The sequence below is a fragment of the Brachybacterium sp. AG952 genome (assembly GCF_004362645.1).
Classification (GTDB): domain Bacteria; phylum Actinomycetota; class Actinomycetes; order Actinomycetales; family Dermabacteraceae; genus Brachybacterium; species Brachybacterium conglomeratum.
The window spans coordinates 1-17,348 of sequence record NZ_SNXV01000008.1 but is presented as its reverse complement, the minus strand read 5'-3'; the positions used below and the strand labels follow the sequence as shown (position 1 = coordinate 17,348).

At 73.6% G+C, this 17,348-nt stretch carries 21 protein-coding genes; 10 read left to right on the top strand and 11 right to left on the bottom strand.

Going from position 1 to position 17,348, the window contains the following annotated elements:
- Positions 1-73 precede the first annotated feature (73 nt).
- The gene (locus DEU31_RS16135; protein ID WP_133677873.1) at positions 74-811 is read left to right on the top strand and encodes a YoaK family protein; all 738 of its coding nucleotides are present in this window, start codon (positions 74-76) and stop codon (positions 809-811) included.
- A gap of 35 nt (positions 812-846) precedes the next feature.
- Here the strand turns inward: DEU31_RS16135 and DEU31_RS16130 are convergent, their stop codons facing one another.
- The 3 genes from DEU31_RS16130 to DEU31_RS16120 all read right to left on the bottom strand — a co-directional run bounded on the left by DEU31_RS16130 (position 847) and on the right by DEU31_RS16120 (position 3,452).
- Positions 847-1,530, bottom strand: coding sequence for an NTP transferase domain-containing protein (locus DEU31_RS16130; protein ID WP_133677872.1), 684 nt, complete (start codon positions 1,528-1,530; stop codon positions 847-849).
- Between the two features lie 11 nt (positions 1,531-1,541).
- Complete coding sequence (locus tag DEU31_RS16125; protein WP_279535636.1) at positions 1,542-2,264, bottom strand: response regulator transcription factor; 723 nt, start codon at positions 2,262-2,264, stop codon at positions 1,542-1,544.
- A gap of 423 nt (positions 2,265-2,687) precedes the next feature.
- Positions 2,688-3,452: an SDR family NAD(P)-dependent oxidoreductase gene (locus DEU31_RS16120; RefSeq protein WP_133677871.1), complete on the bottom strand. Its 765-nt coding sequence runs from the start codon at positions 3,450-3,452 to the stop codon at positions 2,688-2,690.
- Positions 3,453-3,602: 150 nt separating this feature from the next.
- On the opposite strand from DEU31_RS16120, the gene DEU31_RS16115 reads away from it, so the two are divergent.
- Positions 3,603-4,391, top strand: coding sequence for an SDR family oxidoreductase (locus DEU31_RS16115; protein WP_133677870.1), 789 nt, complete (start codon positions 3,603-3,605; stop codon positions 4,389-4,391).
- A complete protein-coding gene (locus DEU31_RS16110; RefSeq protein WP_133677869.1) occupies positions 4,388-5,077 on the top strand; it encodes an FCD domain-containing protein in 690 nt (229 codons plus the stop codon). Before DEU31_RS16115 ends, DEU31_RS16110 begins: the two co-directional genes overlap by 4 nt.
- Here DEU31_RS16110 and DEU31_RS17345 read toward each other — a convergent pair.
- Positions 5,049-5,174, bottom strand: a complete 126-nt coding sequence (locus tag DEU31_RS17345) for a hypothetical protein (protein WP_279535635.1) — start codon at positions 5,172-5,174, stop codon at positions 5,049-5,051. The genes DEU31_RS16110 and DEU31_RS17345 overlap by 29 nt on opposite strands.
- Positions 5,175-5,401: 227 nt before the next feature.
- Between DEU31_RS17345 and DEU31_RS16105 the strand changes: the two genes are divergently transcribed.
- The 5 genes from DEU31_RS16105 (at position 5,402) to DEU31_RS16085 (ending at position 9,586) form a co-directional block, all read left to right on the top strand.
- On the top strand, positions 5,402-6,070 hold the full coding sequence (locus DEU31_RS16105) for a DUF4282 domain-containing protein (protein ID WP_133677868.1): 669 nt from the start codon (positions 5,402-5,404) through the stop codon (positions 6,068-6,070).
- An 89-nt stretch (positions 6,071-6,159) separates the two neighbouring features.
- Positions 6,160-6,831 (top strand): RNA polymerase sigma factor, encoded by a 672-nt coding sequence (locus tag DEU31_RS16100; protein ID WP_133677867.1) that lies wholly within the window; start codon positions 6,160-6,162, stop codon positions 6,829-6,831.
- Complete coding sequence (locus tag DEU31_RS16095; RefSeq protein ID WP_133677866.1) at positions 6,828-8,207, top strand: protein kinase; 1,380 nt, start codon at positions 6,828-6,830, stop codon at positions 8,205-8,207. The genes DEU31_RS16100 and DEU31_RS16095 overlap by 4 nt, the downstream gene beginning before the upstream one ends.
- 114 nt (positions 8,208-8,321) lie before the next feature.
- Entirely contained in the window at positions 8,322-9,008 is a 687-nt protein-coding gene (locus tag DEU31_RS16090; RefSeq protein ID WP_133677865.1) for a hypothetical protein, read from the top strand.
- Positions 9,009-9,010: 2 nt separating this feature from the next.
- Positions 9,011-9,586 carry an OmpA family protein gene (locus DEU31_RS16085; protein ID WP_053917821.1) on the top strand — a complete coding sequence of 192 codons (576 nt, stop codon included), beginning with the start codon at positions 9,011-9,013 and terminating at the stop codon, positions 9,584-9,586.
- 96 nt (positions 9,587-9,682) lie between these two features.
- On the opposite strand, the gene DEU31_RS16080 is transcribed toward DEU31_RS16085, so the two are convergent.
- The 4 genes from DEU31_RS16080 to DEU31_RS16065 form a co-directional block, all read right to left on the bottom strand.
- Entirely contained in the window at positions 9,683-9,913 is a 231-nt protein-coding gene (locus tag DEU31_RS16080; protein WP_010552177.1) for a sulfurtransferase TusA family protein, read from the bottom strand.
- 62 nt (positions 9,914-9,975) lie between these two features.
- Entirely contained in the window at positions 9,976-11,058 is a 1,083-nt protein-coding gene (locus DEU31_RS16075; RefSeq protein WP_133677863.1) for a YeeE/YedE family protein, read from the bottom strand.
- Between the two features lie 80 nt (positions 11,059-11,138).
- Entirely contained in the window at positions 11,139-11,462 is a 324-nt protein-coding gene (locus tag DEU31_RS16070; RefSeq protein ID WP_133677862.1) for a hypothetical protein, read from the bottom strand.
- A 120-nt stretch (positions 11,463-11,582) separates the two neighbouring features.
- A complete protein-coding gene (locus DEU31_RS16065) occupies positions 11,583-12,473 on the bottom strand; it encodes a PD40 domain-containing protein (protein ID WP_133677861.1) in 891 nt (296 codons plus the stop codon).
- Positions 12,474-12,615: 142 nt separating this feature from the next.
- Between DEU31_RS16065 and DEU31_RS16060 the strand changes: the two genes are divergently transcribed.
- Positions 12,616-13,866 (top strand): MFS transporter, encoded by a 1,251-nt coding sequence (locus DEU31_RS16060; protein ID WP_133677860.1) that lies wholly within the window; start codon positions 12,616-12,618, stop codon positions 13,864-13,866.
- 118 nt (positions 13,867-13,984) lie between these two features.
- Here the strand turns inward: DEU31_RS16060 and DEU31_RS16055 are convergent, their stop codons facing one another.
- Positions 13,985-14,266 carry a DUF2277 domain-containing protein gene (locus DEU31_RS16055; protein WP_010552172.1) on the bottom strand — a complete coding sequence of 94 codons (282 nt, stop codon included), beginning with the start codon at positions 14,264-14,266 and terminating at the stop codon, positions 13,985-13,987.
- Positions 14,267-14,502: 236 nt separating this feature from the next.
- On the opposite strand from DEU31_RS16055, the gene DEU31_RS16050 reads away from it, so the two are divergent.
- Positions 14,503-15,414 (top strand): PfkB family carbohydrate kinase, encoded by a 912-nt coding sequence (locus tag DEU31_RS16050; protein WP_010552171.1) that lies wholly within the window; start codon positions 14,503-14,505, stop codon positions 15,412-15,414.
- A gap of 137 nt (positions 15,415-15,551) precedes the next feature.
- Here DEU31_RS16050 and DEU31_RS16045 read toward each other — a convergent pair whose 3' ends face one another.
- Both DEU31_RS16045 and DEU31_RS17365 read right to left on the bottom strand, forming a co-directional pair.
- Entirely contained in the window at positions 15,552-16,349 is a 798-nt protein-coding gene (locus tag DEU31_RS16045; RefSeq protein ID WP_010552170.1) for an SDR family oxidoreductase, read from the bottom strand.
- A 127-nt stretch (positions 16,350-16,476) separates the two neighbouring features.
- Positions 16,477-16,767 (bottom strand): hypothetical protein, encoded by a 291-nt coding sequence (locus DEU31_RS17365; protein WP_010552169.1) that lies wholly within the window; start codon positions 16,765-16,767, stop codon positions 16,477-16,479.
- Positions 16,768-17,348: the final 581 nt, after the last annotated feature.

Sequence of the window (17,348 nt, the reverse complement as noted above, 5' to 3'; positions counted from 1 at the left end):
TAGGGGCGGGGTTTTACGCCCTTGTTACACGGCCGTGCCGCCCGGGTTTCAGGAGGTCCGTAGCCTCCCGGCCATGACCGGAACCCCTGCCGCCGACATCGCCTCCGCCACCGCGAGCGACCCTGCCGCCCCGGAGACGAGCGCCGCGCCCGCGGCCGACCTGCGCCCGCGGCACCTGCGCCTCATGCTCGCCCTCACCTTCGCCACCGGCATCGTCGACGCGGTCGGCTACCTGGGACTGGACCGGGTGTTCACCGCGAACATGACCGGCAACGTCGTCATCCTCGGCATGGCACTGACCGGCGCGGACGACCTGCCCGTGGTCGGCCCGGTGCTGGCGCTGGCAGGCTTCGTGCTCGGTGCGATCCTCGCCGGCCGCGCCCTCGGCGGGCGCACCGGGGCCTGGACCGGCGCGACCACCGCCCTGCTCTGCGCGGTCGCGGCCGTGGTGATCGCCGCCGGCGCGATGATGCTTGTGTGGGAGGACGCCCCGCACACGGCGCTGCTCGGCGTGACCGGAGCGCTGGGCCTGGCGATGGGGGCGCAGGCCGCGACCGCCCGCGCCCTCGCCGTGAAGGACGTGACCACCGTGGTCATCACCTCCACCATCACGGGCCTGGCGATGGACTCGCGACTGGCCGGCGGGACCGGGGCGCTGTGGCCGCGCCGACTGCTCGCGGTGCTGCTCATGCTCACCGGCGCCGCCGTCGGCGCGCTGCTGCTGCAGGTGCACGCGGGGGCGGGGCTGCTGCTCGCCGGGGCGCTCTGCGCGGCGGTCGCGCTGGTCGGGCACGCGCGCGCCCGGGGGTGAGGGCGCGGCCGACGGGGCCGGCCGACGGTCGCAGGTCAGCGGCGGGCGAGGCGGGAGAGGCGGGAGAGGTCGGCGACGGTGTCGAGGTCGCCGCCGTCGTCGAGGTCCCCGCAGTCCACCAGGTCCACACGCTCCAGATTGCGGTGCAGCCAGTCGCGGGCGCCGCGATCGCCATGGGCCTCCGCGGCGGCGGCGCGAGCGTCGGCCGCCTCGAGCAGCACGGGGTGGCGGCGCAGGAGCCGACCGTCGGGCCCCGGGTAGGAGGCGGCGGTCGCGCGGCCGGGCCGGTGCGCGCCGAGCACCCGGCGCACCAGCGCGGGGCTCAGCCCCACGTGGTCGACCAGGGCGAGCATGAGGTGCGGGGCATCGGCCGCCGCGACCCCGACCCGCAGGGAGACGGCGATGCCGGTGCGCCACAGAGGGCTCTCGGCGACCCGCGCCCCGGCCTCGCGCGCGACCGCGCCGACCTCGTCGGCGTAGGCGCCGGTGACGACCAGGACGTCGCGGCAGCCGCCCTCGAGCAGGCGCCGGGTCAGCACCGCGACCAGGGGCTCCCCGCCGAGCGGCAGCAGCGCCTTCGGGCCGCGGCCCAGGCGCCGCCCCTCCCCCGCGGCGAGGAGGACTGCTGTCGTGTCGGGCAGGACTGCGGTCTCTGGCAGAACCGAGGTCTCGGGCAGGGTGAGGTGCTCCGGCGACGGTGACGGATCAGGCTGGGTCATGACGGGGGTCCTCAGGCGCTCTGCAGCTCCGGGACGGCCTCGGAGACGACGAGGTCGAAGCGGTAGCCGACGTTGCGGACCGTGTGGATCGCGGACTCGATGCCGGCGCCGAGCTTGGCGCGCAGGCGCCGCACGTGCACGTCCACGGTGCGGGTGCCGCCGAAGTAGTCGTAGCCCCACACCTCCTGCAGCAGCTGGGCGCGGGTGAACACGCGGCCCGGGTGCTGGGCGAGGTACTTCAGCAGCTCGAACTCCTTGAAGGTCAGCTCCAGCGCCTGCCCGTGCAGGGTCGCGGTGTAACTGGACTCGTCGATCACGAGACCGCCCGCGGTGATCAGCTCCGGGCCGAGTTCCGGTGCGGGGGCGAAGCGCAGCGCGAGACGGAGGCGGACGTCGACCTCCGCGGGGCCGGAGCTGGGCAGGAGGTAGTCCGCGGCGCCCCAGTCCTGGTTCGCGGCGGCCAGTCCGCTCTCGGCCATGATCAGCACCAGCGGCAGGTGCAGGCGCGCCGCCTCGAGGCGGGCGGCCATGTGCGGGGCCCAGGTGAGGTCCGAGGTCGCATCGAACACCGCGACGTCGCACTCGGGGGCGCGGCGCAGCTCGGCGAGGTCCGCGCCGCTGTAGTGCACGGTGTGCGGGAGGATCGCCAGCGCCCCCAGGGCGGGGCGGCGCAGGGCGAGGGGTGCCGGGGAGATGTGCAGGACGCGGAGCGTGGAGTGCAGGGTTCGGTTCACCGGGGGACCACCTTCTTGATCGGGCCGGGATGCGGGGCGGAACGCATCTCACGGTCCCCCCACCTCACCGCAACACTTGTTTCACGCCTATGCCAGAGAGGCGTCGTGATCGAAACGAGACCATTGCGTCCAGGGCACGGGGCTGGGGCTGGGGTGGGCGGCCCGACGGCGCGGGACAGATGCAAGGATCCCTCAAGCACTCCGCCGGGTCCGCCTCCTCGATCATCCGGGCCCTACCCCCGGTTCGTGGACACGGGGGTCGCGTTGAAGGACTCCGCCATCGGCGCCGAGGCGCGGTCGCGGCGACCAGACGGCGACCGCGCACCGTCGATTCCGTTCTCGGCGCGCCGGCCCGCTCTGGAGTCCCCTACGTCGCCGACGAGCTCCGCAGGCACGTCCCCCTCAGGTGACGCGCCGCGCCCCTCACCGTCCGTGCGCCACCGCCGGGATCTGCGTGGCGAGCTTGCCGCCTGAGACGTCCACGAGCGTGCCCGTGATGTATGAGGCCTGGTCGCTGGCGAGGAAGATCAGCAGGTCGGCGACGTCGTCGGGGCTCTCCCAGCGACGCAGCGAGAGGGTGTCCAGCAGGCGGTCCTGCCGCTCGGCGGGCATGTCGGCGAAGCCGTTCATGGAGGTGGGGACCATGCCGGGGGCGTAGGCGTTGACGGTGATGTCGTGGGGGCCGAGCTCGGAGGCGAGCACGCGGGTCAGCTGCACCACGGCGGCCTTCGAGGCGGCGTAGGCGGCGCTGCCCACGCTCGGCACGATCGCGGCGAACGAGGCGGCGTTGAGGATCCGCCCGCGCCTGGCCCTCTGCATGTGCGGGGCGACTTCCCGGCACATGAGGAAGGTGCCGCCGGTGTTCACGTCGAAGCACTTCTTCCAGGTCGCCCAGTCGGTCTCGACCACGGTCGAGTCCGCGACGATCCCGGCGTTGTTCACGAGCACGTCGATCGTGCCGTGGCGCTCCACGACGGCCTCGACCGCGCGGTGCACGGAGTCGGGGTCGGCGACGTCGCAGACCACCTGGTCCACGGTCGGCGCACCCTCCGCCGCCTCGTCCGGGAAGGCGAGGTCGAGCGCGACCACGCGCGAGCCCTCCTCGGCGAAGCGTGCGGCGATGGCCGCGCCGATCCCACGCGCCGCCCCGGTCACCACGACCACCCTGTCCCGCAGATCCAGCTCCATCGCCCTGTCCTCTCCTGCGGCTACCGTGCCGCGCTCAGCATGCGGCCCGTCGGCCGCGCTCAATAGTCATACTATTGGGTGACGGCGGCCCGTGGGGCCGCGAGCTCGCCGCAGAGGACCTGATGGCGAGGACGCCCGAGGAGGAGCGAGATGACGACGGACGGGACGACGGCGAGCGGACGAGGCGCGCAGGACGAGCCGACGCACGGCGCGAGCGCGACCGGCCCGCGCACGGTGTGGATCACCGGCGCGAGCAGCGGCATGGGGCGCGCGACGGCGCTGCGGGCGGCGCGCACGGGCTGGATGGTCGCGCTGAGCGGCCGGCGCCGCGAGGTGCTCGAGGAGCTCGCGGCCGAGATCCGCGAGGCAGGCGGCAACGCGCTGGTCGCGCCGCTGGACGTGCAGGATCGCGAGGCCGTGCGGGGCACCGCCGAGCGGATCGCCGAGCAGCTCGGCGGGATCGACGCGCTGGTGCTCGCGGCCGGCCTGAACGCGCCGAAGCGGCGCTGGGACGATCAGGACCTGACGGAGTTCGACGCGATCGTCGCCACGAACCTCACCGCGGTCGCGAGCACCGTCGACGCCGTCCTCCCCCACCTGCGCGAGCGCGGCGGGCAGGTCGTGGTGATCTCCTCCTATGCGGGCTGGTCGTTCCAGCCCGGTGCGGGGGTCGCCTACTCGGCGAGCAAGACGGCGCTCGGCTCCCTGGTGCGCACCCTGAACCAGCAGGAGGCGGGTCATGGCGTGCGGGCCTGCCATCTGTGCCCGGGCGATGTCGCGACCGACTTCCTCGATCAGCGCCCCTCCGTGCCGGACGCCGAGGCTCGCGCACGGATGCTCACCGCGGAGGACATCGCCCGCACCGCCTGCTTCGTGCTCGGCTCCCCCGCGCACGTGCGCATCGACGAGCTGGTCGTCTCCCCCGTCTCGCAGGCATGACCCCCGGGGCGAGCGCCTTCGAGCAGGCGCTCGACCAGATCGGCGCCGCGATCGTCGGCGGCGAGCTGGAGGCCGGCGCCGCGGACACGATCGAGGGGCTCATCGCCCGCACCGGCGCCTCCCGCAGCGTGGTCCGCGAGGTCACGCGCGTGCTCGGCGGGCTCGGGATGCTGAGCGCCGGCCGACGGGTCGGCCTTCGCATCCTCCCGATCAGCGAGTGGGACCTGCTGGATCCACGGGTGATCCGCTGGCGCCTCGAGGGCCCGGACCCTGCGCGGCAGCTCGCGGAGCTGCGCTCGCTGCGTCATGCGGTCGAGCCCGCGGCAGCAGCGGCCGCCGCCCGGGAGATCCGAAACGGGCGCGGGAGCACCCGCGCACTCGACGCCGCCGCGAACTCGATGGTCGAGGCGGCCGACGGGCCCGAATCCGGCGCCTTCCTCGCCGCGGACCGGGCCTTTCACGCCGAGGTCCTCGCCCTCTCCGGCAACGCGATGCTCGGCCGGCTGCGGGCCGTGATCGAGGAGGGCCTGCGCCACCGGGCAACTGTGGAGCGGGGCGAGCAGGCCCCCGACCGGCACGACCTCGGACTGCATCAGGAGGTCGCGGCCGCGATCGGCGCCGGCGACGAGGCGGGGGCCGCGGCGAGGATGCGGGAGATCATCGAGCGGGCGACGGCGGCACGCTGAGCAGTCCGGCGACGAAGCTGACCGCGGCGAAGCCTGCGGTCTCGGAGCTGAGCAGCTGCTGCAGGGCGCGGCTGAGCGGAGGGACCCCGTCGGTCATGATCTGCATGGTGCGGCCGGCCCGCCGAGCTTCGCATCCGCTCGCGGTGCGATTCGGCGGGGGCCGCGGGCGTCCTCCGGTCGGAGCGCCAGGGCCGACTCCGCTCCGCAGACACCTCCCCCTCGCCGTCGCCCGCGGGCTACGGTGAGCGTCAGGGTGGGAACGGCGGCGCGGGGGCGCCGACGAGCTCCTCCTCGTCCATCAGATCTCGCAGAAGGAGTCGCACCATGTCGCAGCCGCCCGAGGGCAGCAACCCGCTGGATCCGCAGCACGGACAGGGCTCCGCGCCCGAGCCGACGAGCAGCGGATACGGCGCCCAGGAGCAGGCCCCCTCCGCGGGCGGGGCCGGGCAGGATCCCTACGCCGCCCCGTCGTCGGACCCCTACGGCCAGCAGTCCGCCGCGGCGTCCGGTCAGCAGGACGCCTGGGGAGCACAGAGCGCGCCGTCGGCCCCGCACCCGGCCGCCCAGGAGCAGGCCTGGGGCTCCGCGCAGAGCCCCGCGGCCGCGCCCTACCCCGCCACCGGCGGCGGCACCTCCGGGGACGGCCGCTTCGGCGAGGCAGGCTTCTTCAAGGCGCTGTTCGACTTCAAGTTCGAGCACTTCATCACCGTGAAGTTCTCGTCGTTCCTCTACGTCATCGCGTTCGTCGTCGCGGCGCTGATGTGGCTGAGCAACATCGTCAGCGGGATCCTGTTCGGATTCGCCTGGGGAAGCATGAACAGCTACTTCGGCGAGCCGAGCTTCAGCCCGGTCCCGCTGATCCTCTCGATCCTGTTCGGCTGGATCCCCTCGGTGATCGCGCTGATCGCGATGCGCCTCGGCCTCGAGTTCGCGGTCGCGACCGTGCGCACGGCCCAGAACACCGGTCGCATCGCGGAGGCCTCGCAGCGCTGAGCCTTCTCCGGGCCCGCCCGGTCCGCACGTCGTCCTGAACGGGGCGTCCGCCGCTCGGCGGGCGCCCCGTTCGCGATAGGCTCGCGAGCATGGGGACGGAGTGGGGACCGCCGCCGGGGTCGACGGCGCAGCACGGCGATGAGCTGGCACGACATCTGCACGCAGGGCGCCTCGACGCCGCCCGTCGCACGGCCGACGAGCTGCTCGCAGCCGACGGCCAGGACGAGGCGCTCGCCCTCCTCGCCGAGCACGCCGGATCGAGCCCGATAGCGCTCGAGCTCTTCGTCGAGGTGCTCGACGGCACCGGGGTGGTGCGCCGCTTCGCCGGGGCCGCGCTGCTGGATCCCGGAGCGGTCGAGGACGTCGCCCAGGACTCGCTGATCTCGATCGCGGAGTCGATCCACCGCTTCGACGGCCGCTCCAAGGTCACCACCTGGGTGCACTCCATCGTCCGGCGCCGCGTCGCGGACCATCTGCGGCGCCTGCGGGCCACGGTCGAGCTCGAGGAGCAGCTCCGGCCCGCCGAGAGGATGAGCTCGATGATCGCCGAGCGCGTCAGCGTGCGGCAGGTGCTCGCGGATCTCCCGGACCTCTACCGCGTCCCGCTCGAGCTGCGTGACCTCGAGCAGCTGCCCTACGCGCAGATCGCCGCGCAGCTGGACCGCGCCGAGGGCACCGTGAAGTCACAGGTCAGCCGCGGCCGGGCGATGCTCGCCGGACGACTGGGCGAGGGCGATCCCGCTGCCGGGGCTCCCGCGTGACGGCGCTCGGCGAGCGCTACCGCCTGGGCGGGGTGATCGGCGCGGGCTCCTTCGCGACCGTGCACCGCGCCCGCGACGAGCGGCTCGACGCGGACGTCGCGGTGAAGGTGCTCGCGGAGAACCACAGCCTGAACCCGGAGATCCGCGAGCGGTTCATCGCCGAGGGCCGCAGCCTGCGCCGGGTCGGCGGGCGTCACCTCGTCTCCGTCCACGACATCGACCAGAACGAGCGTCAGCAGCCCTATCTGGTGCTCGAGCTCGCCGACCGCGGCTCCCTGCGCCGCCGCGTCGAGGAGCTGCGTGCAGGCGGCTGGCGCGCCACCGGCGCCGACGTGCTCGCCGTGGCGAGGCCCCTCGCCGCGGCGGTCGCCGCCGTGCACCGCGCCCAGCTCGTCCACCGCGACCTCAGCCCCGGGAACCTGCTGCTGACCAGCACCAGCGGCGAGGCGGCGCGCGCCGTCGGCATCGAGTCCTCGCCGTCGGCGGTGGTGCGCGCCGACGAGCGGCTCCTCGTCGCCGACCTCGGGATGTGCAAGGACCTCGCGCGCAGCTCGGGCCTGACCGTCGCGGCCGGCACCGACGGGTTCCGCCCGCCGGAGCAGTCGAGGCCCGGCACCGTCGACATCCGCGCCGACATCTGGGCGATGTCCGCGCTGCTGCGCTGGCTGATCGACGACGCCGAGATGCCGCAGGCGCTCCAGGACGTCCTCGCCCGGGGCCTCTCCGAGGATCCCGGCTCGCGCCAGGCGGAGGCGACGCAGTGGATCGCCGAGATCGAGGAGGCGCTGGCACCGCCCCCGCCCGCGCTACCGGCGGGCGGCACGGCTCCCGGGGCCGACGGCGGCTCCGCGGCGAACGCCCCGCCGGGCGCAGTCGCCGGCTCGACGAGGGCCGACATCGGCGCGCGCACCGGCCCCGGCACGGCCGAGGGGACCATCGCGCGCACCACGACACCGCACGCCGACGACGTCCCCCGTGGTGCCGTCGGCGCCGTCGACTCCGACCGGGGTTCCACCGCTGCCAGTCCGCGCCGGCGTGCTCTCCTCATCGCGCTGCCCGCACTCACACTCGGCCTCGGCCTCGGGGCGGGGAGCCTGCTCGGGCTGGACGCGTCGGCCCCGTCGGCCGCCGGCGACTCCTCCCTCGCGATCGCCGGCCCGGACGAGATCCAGGTGGGCGAGCAGGCGGTGTTCACCGCCGAGGTGGAGGGCGTGGACTCATGGGTGTGGACGCTGCCCACCGGCGAGCACCTCGTCGATGCCGAGCAGGCGACGCTGACCGCCTCGGGGCCGGGACGCGCCGAGCTGGTGCTGCGCGCCCGCACCACGGAGGGCCAGGAACTCGAGGCACGGCGCGTGGTGAGGGTCCGCGCGTGACCGCTCGAAGAATTGGTCGAGATCCGATGCAACCGATCCGCTCCGGCCGACGACATACACCGTGAGAGAACATCCCCGGCGGCCGCGCAGCCGCCCGAGAGAAGGAGTCCGACCATGACCGCTCGCCGCACTCGTCCCACCACCCGGCGCGGGGCCCTGCTGGCCCTCGCCTCGCTCGGCGCGTTCTCGCTCGCGGCCTGCTCCACCGGCGGCGACGCCGAGTTCGAGGAGTCCGGCGGGAACGGGGCCGGCGACGGCGGCTCCGACAGCGGCTCGGACGGCAAGGAGCAGCCGGCCGCGTCCGACGGCGGCGGGGAGGAGGGCTCCGCGGGCGGTGCGGACGATGCGCAGGCGGCCTCCTCGGTCGACCCGGCCGACGCGATCGACGAGCTCGAGTACCCCATCGCGTCCGACGAGGCGGAGGGGACGATGACCGTGGGTCTGCACCACCTGCGCCGACGCGGCGAGACCCTCGAGCTTCTGCTCACGTACACCCCCGAGTTCACCGAGCCCGGCGCCTTCACGCTCTGGGACCTGCACGGCGACGACCACTCCGTGGTGGCGCCCGCCCTCGTGGACCGTGCGAACCTCACCCGCTACGACATCCTGACCACCAACGGGTCCTATGACGGTCCGACGATGTGGAACAGCAAGCAGGCCGCGGTCGAGCTCGCCTCCGGCGACACGCAGGCGTACTGGGCGAACTTCGCCGCCCCGATCGACGACATCTCTGCGATCGACGTCGTGATGGGCGCGGGTCCCTCCTTCGAGGACGTGCAGATCGAGGCCGAGGAGGGATGAGGATGCACCGCACCGCACTGCGCCGCTCCACCGCCGCCGCCTCGCTCGCGGCGTCCGCCCTGCTGCTGGCCCTCGGAGCGCCCGCGGCGCTTGCCGAGGGCGAGACGGAGGGCCCGCCCGAGCAGCCCTTCGAGATCACCGACGAGATCCTCCAGCGCTCGATCACGGTCTACGACCCGGCACGCTCGATCACCGAGCTCGGCGGCAGCGAGCCCGCCGAGGACGAGGTGATCGTGCTCGAGGCCGACATCCTCTTCCCCTCCAACGCCTGGGACCTCTCCGACGGAGCCGCCGCCCGCATCGTCGAGCTCGCCGCGGAGATCCCCGAGGGCGCGACCGTGCAGGTGGGCGGACACACCGACTCCCTGCCCGTGGACCGCTCGCAGTACGACTTCGACAACCAGCAGCTCTCGGAGAACCGCGCCCAGGCGGTCGCCGACGCGCTCACCGCGGAGCGCCCCGATCTCACCCTCGAGGTCACCGGGCACGGCGATGCGAAGCCCGCCGCCGCCGGAGGCGGAGGCGACGACGCCGGCAACGCGGCGGACCGTCGCGTCGAGCTGCGCTACGGGGACTGAGCGGATCGGCTGACGGGACGACAGGATCCGAACGCCCGACGGGCCCCGCCGCGAGAACTCTCGCAGCAGGGCCCGTCGGAGGCGTCGGCCGGGCTCTCAGGCGCCCTTGCGGACCGTGATCGTCCAGCCGGCCTCGCCGGTGCGGTCGAAGGCGACGACCTCGTGGCCGTCCGTCGCCGCCCACTGGGGCAGGGAGTCGGTGGCCTGGGTGCAGTCGAAGTCGATGATCAGGTCATCGCCCGTGCTCAGCTGCTGCATCGCGTTCTTCGCGTCGATCAGCGGGAACGGGCAGACGGAGCCGTTGGTCTGGAGGGTGTAGGCGGCCATGGGAGGGGTCCTTCCGTGGGAGGGGCGGGGCAGTTCTGGGGGCTGTGCGGTGAGCGGGACGATCAGGAGGCGGGGGTGAGCACCGGGGCGGGGCGGTTGGCCTCGGCGGCGCGCTGGGGGCGCTGCAGGAAGAACCAGGCCGCACCCCAGGTGCCGAGCATGATCGCGACCAGCGAGACCCAGCCCTGGTAGCTGAACAGGCTCGTCTCCACCAGGGAGTTGCCGATGGTGCAGCCGCCGGCGAGCGCGGCGCCGACGCCCATCGCGACGCCGCCGCCGGCGCTGCGCAGCATGGTCTGGGCGTCCGGGACGCGCCAGCGGAACTCGCCGGAGAGCTTCGCGGCGAGGAAGGAGCCGACGAGGATCCCGAGCACGAGCATCACCGACCAGTCCACGAGGGTCACGTCGCCCGTGGTCAGGAAGGTGACGATCTTGGCCGACGGGGTGGTGATGCCGAGCCCGCCGTTGCGGCCCGCGGCGGTGGACAGCAGCCACGCGGCGATCGCGATCAGGCCCAGCAGCACGCCGCCCACCCAGGGGCTCCAGGGGATGTCGGCGAGGTAGTGGCCGAGGCCGGTGCGACGCGCCGGCAGCGTCACGGAGGGACGGCCGGAGGCGGCACGCCCCTTGACGGCGCGGTACCGGCGCACGACGAGCACGGCGACGATCGCGCTGAAGACGAGGGTGGGGACCCAGACGCTCACGCCGAGGGTCTCGTGGATCGTGGCGTCGGCGACGGTGCGGGCGCGGGCGGCCTCGGTGAAGCCGCCGAGCGGGCCGTACTTCATCACGGCCGCGAACAGGGCGTAGAAGATCAGCGCGACCCAGGAGCCGATGAGGCCCTCGCCCGCGCGGTAGTAGGTGCCGGTCGCGCAGCCGCCGGCCATGATGATGCCGACGCCGAAGATCAGTCCGCCGCCGATCACGGCGAGCGGGGCGAAGGAGGCGGGCTCGGGGGCGAGCATGCCCATGCCGGTCAGCGCGGCGACGCCGACGGCCTGTATCGCGATGGCGAGCAGGAAGGGGGTGAAGTAGCGGGTGGAGCGGGTGAGGTAGAGGTCGCGGAACGCGCCGGTCACGCAGAACCGGGAGCGCTGCAGGACATAGCCGAGCACGGCGCCGAGGAGGAGGCCGGTGAGGATCATGCGGGCCAGGCTAGCTAATGGGCGCCATAAGCGAAACCGCGGGGTGGGGGTGAGGCGCGGGCCCTGCCGGCCACCGAGCGTCAGCCGATGCGGCCGCCGTAGCCGCGCTGGGCGGCCCTGTCCTTCAGATCGGTGAAGACCTTGCCGAGTCCAGTGGGCTCGGGCTCGTCCTCCGAGGGCAGCTCGATGTACTCCACGATCGAGCGCATCGTCGCCACGTCGATGCTGGGCATCCCGCCGGCGAGCAGAGTGCCGATCCGCTCGCCGACCAGGTTCTCGAGTGTGTCGGCCGCGTCGGCCCCACGCTTCTCGCGGGTCTCCTCCAGGCGCTCGCGCAGCATGCGCGCGGCGACGGGCGAGGCAGGGATCGGCTCGGGGTGTCCGGCGACGGTGATCTGTTCCATGGCGCTCCGCATCGGATCGAGGGGCCGGGCGGCTGCGACCGGCTCCGAGCAGGGTACCGGGCGGGGCGGGGAGCGCTCCGGGGAGTCTGCAGGGCAGCGGCCGCAGCAGGCCGAGCCCTCTCAGCCGCGCGGCCCGTCCACGGGATAGTCCACGAACGCGATGGACCTTCCACCCGGGGACCAGCTGTGCACGTTCATCGTGCCCTGCCCGCCGAACACCTGGGCGAGGTCGCGGATGCCGCTCCCATCGGCGGCGCACAGCCGCACGATCACGTCCTTGTCCGCGGGATGCCCCTCGGTGCCGGGCGGGAAGCTGACATAGGCGAGGCGGCTGGAGTCGGGCGAGACGTGCGGGAACCAGTTCACGCGCTCGTCGGAGGTGAGCTGCTCGATGCCGGTGCCGTCGAGGCGCATGCGGAACAGCTGCGCGTGGCCGGGGACGGTCCGCGCCCGCTCGGAGTTGAAATAGATCCACTGCCCGTCGGGCGAGTACTCGGAGCCGTCGTCGGGGAACTCGTCGTCGGTGAGCTGCACGTCCTCACCGCCCGCGACAGGGATCGTGAAGACGTTCGGCGGGGACCAGTTCCCCTCCGCATCGGCGGTCAGCCCGATGTAGGCGAGGGTCGTGCCGTCGGGACTGACGCCGTGGAGGAAGTGGAGCCGGCCGTCGTCGTTCGTGATCCGTCGGGCGGTGCCGCCCGCGAGCGGGGCGCGGTAGATGTGCCAGTCCATGCAGGAGACGAAGACGTGCTCCCCGTCGGGATCCAGGACGTGGTCGTTGTTGAGCTCGGGAAGATCACCGAGGTCGATCCGCTCCGGCGCGGAGCCCGGGCCGACGGGGAGGCGGAACAGGTGGCCGTCGCCGTTGATGTAAAGAGAGGCTCCGTCCAGGGACCAGTTCGGGGCCTCGTAGAGCGTCTCGGCGGACTCGTGGACCAGCGTCCGCTCGCCGTTGTCGACGTCGAGGGTCCAGATGCGGGAGCGCTGGCCGGGGGCGAGAGTGCGTGCCATGGAGGGATTCTGCCCGACCCCGTTCCATCCCTCACCCCGCCCTGGCCCCGGCCCCTCCCCCGCCCTTAGGATCGATGGGTCCCCCTCCGCTTCCAGCGTCGGCAGCGAGTCCCCACCCCGTCCCGCCGCTGGAGGTCGCCCGATGACGCAGCCGCACGCTCCCCAGGCGCCGCTCTCCCCCGGGCGTCTGCGCCTGGTGATCCTCGCGATGGCGCTCGGCGCCTTCGCGATCGGCACCACCGAGTTCGCCTCGATGGGGCTCCTGCCGCAGATCGCGCGGGACCTCGAGGTCTCCACCCCGCAGGCCGGGATGCTCATCACCCTGTACGCGCTGGGCGTCGTGATCGGCGCGCCGCTGGTGACGATCGCGGCCGTGAAGATGCCGCGGGCGAGGCTGCTGGTTCTGCTCATCGCGCTGATCGGACTGGGCAATCTGCTCTCCGCCATGGCGCCGACGTTCTCGGTGCTGGCTGCCGCGCGCTTCGTCGCCGGCCTCCCCCACGGCGCGTTCTTCGGCGTCGCCTCGCTGGTCGCGGCTCGCCTCTCCCCGCCCGGACGGCGCGCCCGCTCCGTCTCGCTGGTGATGCTGGGCCTGACGATCGCGACGATGCTGGGCGTGCCCGCCTCCACCGCCTTCGGGCAGGTCGTCGGCTGGCGCTCCGCCTACGTGATCGTCGTGGTCGTCGCCGCTCTCAGCACGATCGCGATCTGGCGACTGGTGCCCGAGCCCGAGGGCGCCGGGGTCACCGGCTCGATCCGCGGCGAGCTGCGGGCGCTGCGCCGGGCGCAGGTGTGGTTCGCGCTCGGCATCGGCTCGATCGGCTTCGGCGGCATGTTCGCGGTGTACAGCTACATCGGCGAGATCGTGCCCGGCGTGATGGGCCTCGGCGAACGGGCGGTGCCGGTGGCGCTGTTCGTGTTCGGCGTCGGCATGACGATCGGCAACGTCCTCGCGGGCCGCGCCGCGGACCGCAGCCTCTACGGCACGATCTTCACCGGGCTGATCGGCATGACGGTGAGCCTCACGGTCTTCGCCCTCGTGGCCGAGAACGCGATCGCCGGGATGATCCTGCTGTTCGCCCTCGCGATCACCTCGCAGTTCATGGGCCCGTCCCTGCAGCTGTTCCTGCTGGACGCCTCGCCGGATGCGCCCTCGCTCGCCGCGGCCCTGCACCACTCGGCGCTGAACATCGGCAACTCCCTCGGCGCGGCGCTCGGCGCGGCCGTGCTCGCCGCCGGATGGGGCCTGCTCGCCCCGGCCTGGACGGGCGTGGCCCTCGCGATCGCCGGACTCGGCATCGCCGGCTGGTCCTTCGCCGTGCACCGTCGTCAGCAGGCGCGCGCCGCCGTCGAGGCGCCCACGACGACCGACGGGGTCCCCGCGGTCTGCTGACCCGGCACGGGCCACTGGCCGGGGCCGGCCTGCACAAAGGGGACTCCAGCGGCACGGCGTGGAGCTGAGCTCCGCGGCATGCTGCTGGAGTCCCCTTCGTGCAGACGCCCCCCTCCGCTCAGGACGCGGCGGGTGTCCCGAACCGCTTCGCGCTGCGGGCCCGGGCCTTCTCCCGCTCGACCTCACGGTCCTTCGGCGGCGCAGAGGTGACGAGGTCGGCGAGCAGGTGCTCGGTGGCGTGGACGATCTGCGCCACCGCCCGCTCGAACACCTCGGCGTTGGCCTGCGAGGGCCTGGTCATCCCGCTGACCTTGCGCACGTACTGCAGCGCGGCGTCGTGCACCTCCTGCGAGGTGGCCTCGGGCTCGAAGTTGTGGAGGGGGCGGATGTTGCGGCACATATCCTCAGGCTGGCACGCGGCGGGTGAGCCGTCGAGCTGTCTGCACGAGGGGGCGGAAGGTGGCAGGCGCTGTCGACGTGCGTCGCGGCGTGCCGCTGGACGCCCGGTGGTGCCGGAGACCTGCTCGGACCGCCCGTCCGTGACCCCGAGCCGCCCCTGCCGTCCGGATCCTGCGCGGGACGATCGACCGGTCCGTGACGCTTCCCCCGCATGCCGGCCCCGTGGTACCACGGGGCATGGCCACCACCGATCCCTCCACCGGCGTCCTCGTCATCGGCCAGATCGCCCGAGATCTGGTGCTGCGCGTCGAGGACTGGCCACCGGCCGGTGACAGTGCGCGCGTGGCCGAGCGGCGGGAGATGCTCGGCGGCAAGGGCGCCAATCAGGCGGTCGCGCTGCGGCAGCTCGGGTCGCCGGTGATCCTGCTCGGCGTGGCCGGGACCGACGCGGTGGGCGAGACCGTGCTCGCCCAGGCCCGCCGCGATGACCTGGATCTCTCCTGGGTCGTGCGCCGCGGGGAGACCGCGCTGCTGGTGGACGTCGTGGACGGGGAGGGCACGCGGCGCCTGCTCGAGCACGTGCCCGAGCAGTCGCTGCTCACCGTGCAGGACGTGCAGGAGGCGGCCGTCGCCGCGGACCGGGTCGACACGGTCTGCCTGCAGCTGCAACAGCCCGCACCGGTCCTGCTCGCCGGGGCGGAGCTGGCCGCGGACCGCGGACTGCGGCTCGTCCTGGACGGCGCCATCGACGGCGCCGCCCGCGACCGGCTGCTCGCGGCGGCCGACGTGGTGCGGATGGACGCCGCGGAGACGCGTCTGATGACCGGCATCGAGCCGGCTGATCACGAGGCGGGCCGCCTCGCGGCCCGGCGCGTCCTCGACTCCGGGGCCGGGCTCGTCGCGCTCTCCGTCCCCGACGGCGACCTCGTGGTGTGGCCGGAGGGCGAGCAGCTCGTGCCGCACGGCACCGAGCAGGTCGCCGATCCGACCGGTGCCGGCGACGCCTTCCTCGCGGGCCTCACCATCGGCTTGCGCCGGGGCGAGCCCCCGGAGCTGGCCGCACGGCGGGCGGGTGCGGCGGCCACGTCGACCGTGCGACGGCTGGGTGGGCGGCCCGACCTGCGCGCCCAGCGGCCGGCGGACGGCTGAACCGGTCGGAGCGCCGCAGCCGGGGCTCCTGGGCGACCTGCCGGCGGCGCTGCCGGGAAGGATGTCCTGTCGAGCAGGGCGAGCAGGGCGGCGCAAGCCCGCTCACCGTTCCGCCGCCATCACGGACCCGCCCGGTCTCAGGGGCGACGCCAGGCGTCGTCGGCCGTCGCCGCCGCGCCCTGCGGCCCCATCTGCAGCATCCCGCCGTCCACGACCCAGGAGGCTCCGGTGACGTAGGAGGCCTGCGGCGAGGCGAGGAAGGCGATGACGGCCGCGACCTCGCGGGCGTCCCCGGGCCGTCGCAGCGGCACGCCGGGGCGCTCCTCGGTGCGGGGGTCCTGGTCGGTCTGCCCGGTCATGGGGGTCGCGATCTCCCCGGGCGCGACGGCGTTGGCCGTGATGCCGTGCTCGCCCAGCTCGAGGGCGATGGTTTTCAGCAGCCCGCCGAGACCGTGCTTGGCGGCGTCGTAGGCGGAGGATCCGACCTTCGGCTGGTGCTCGTGCACGCTGGTGACGCCGATGAGCCGTCCGCCGTTCCCGGCCTGGACGAGGTGGCGGGCGGCGGCCTGCAGGCAGACGAACGCGCCGTCGAGGTCGACGGCCATGACGTCGCGCCAGGTCTCCAGCGGCGTGTCCAGGAACAGCGTGCTGTGGCCGGCGCCCGAGCACTGCACGAACACATCGAGCCCACCGAGCTGCGCGACGAGCCGGTCCACGACGCCCCCGGCCCTCTCGAGGTCGGAGGTGTCGAGGTGGGCGACGACGGCCTCGCGGCCGTGGCTGCGGACCTCCTCGGCCGTCCCCTCGGCGCCCTGCCGGTCGGTGTTGAAGGTGATGCCCACGTCCATCCCGGCCTCGGCCAGGGCGACCGCGGTGGCCCTGCCGATCCCGGAGTCGGAGCCGACGACGACAGCACGGGTGGGGGCGAAGGACATGGAATGCTCCTGTGGGTCGGGTCGGGTCACACGGTCGAGGCGGGGAAGGTGCGCGTAGCGGAGGGGGACGGCCGTCCGGCCGTCCCCCTCCACGTTCACGGGGCGCAGGAGCTGAGCCCCACGGGCCTCAGGAGCTCTGGCCGCCCTTGCGGCCGGCCTCGCTGGGGTCGGCGGAGTTCTTCTCGCCGAAGCTGCCCGAGCTCTCCTGGCCGCCCTGGCGACCGGCCTGGCTCGGATCGGCCGAGTTCTTCTCGCCGAAGCTGCCCGAGGACTCCTGGCCGCCCTGCTGGCCGGCCTGGCTCGGATCGGCCGAGTTCTTCTCACCGAAGCTGCCGGTGCTGGCCTCGCCGCCCTTCTGGGCCTGCTGCTCGGTGTCGTTCCGGTTGCCGAACTGTCCGGAGTTGTTCTGATCAGCCATGATGGAACTCCCTTCCTGTTCGCCGGTCAGTGTGCCCGGCTGAGCCATCTGCTCGTGGCAACGACGCTAGGACTCTCCCTCGGTGCCTGGCAACGTAACGACCCGTCCGGTCGACCGCCTTGCAAGTCCGTGCCGGGGGGCCGACCATACGCGCGACACGTACGGAGCATCGTCCGACTCACCGCGAAGCCACCGCCCCGAGCTCCCGTCGAGAACTCTCCGCTGCGGGACGTGCCGAGCGGATCGTCAGTCGTCGGGGAGACGTAGCCCTTCGGTTCGGTGCATCGGTGCACGTGACGCAGCACCGAGGAGTCCCTCATGGCGGAAGCACTCGACACCGGACGATCCGCGCCCATCACTGCACCCCGCCGCTGCGCCAGGCGTCGGAGATGCTTCTGACCGTGCCCGCGAGGAGCGAGAACGCGCGCCATAGTGCGCACAGATCCCGGGCATGAAAAAAGGGAGTGGAGGAGGCGAACACCCGCTAGGGGTTCAAGCACTCCTCCACTCCCAGTGAAGATGTCCGGCGGCGACCTACTCTCCCACACCCTCCCGAGTGCAGTACCATCGGCGCGATCGAG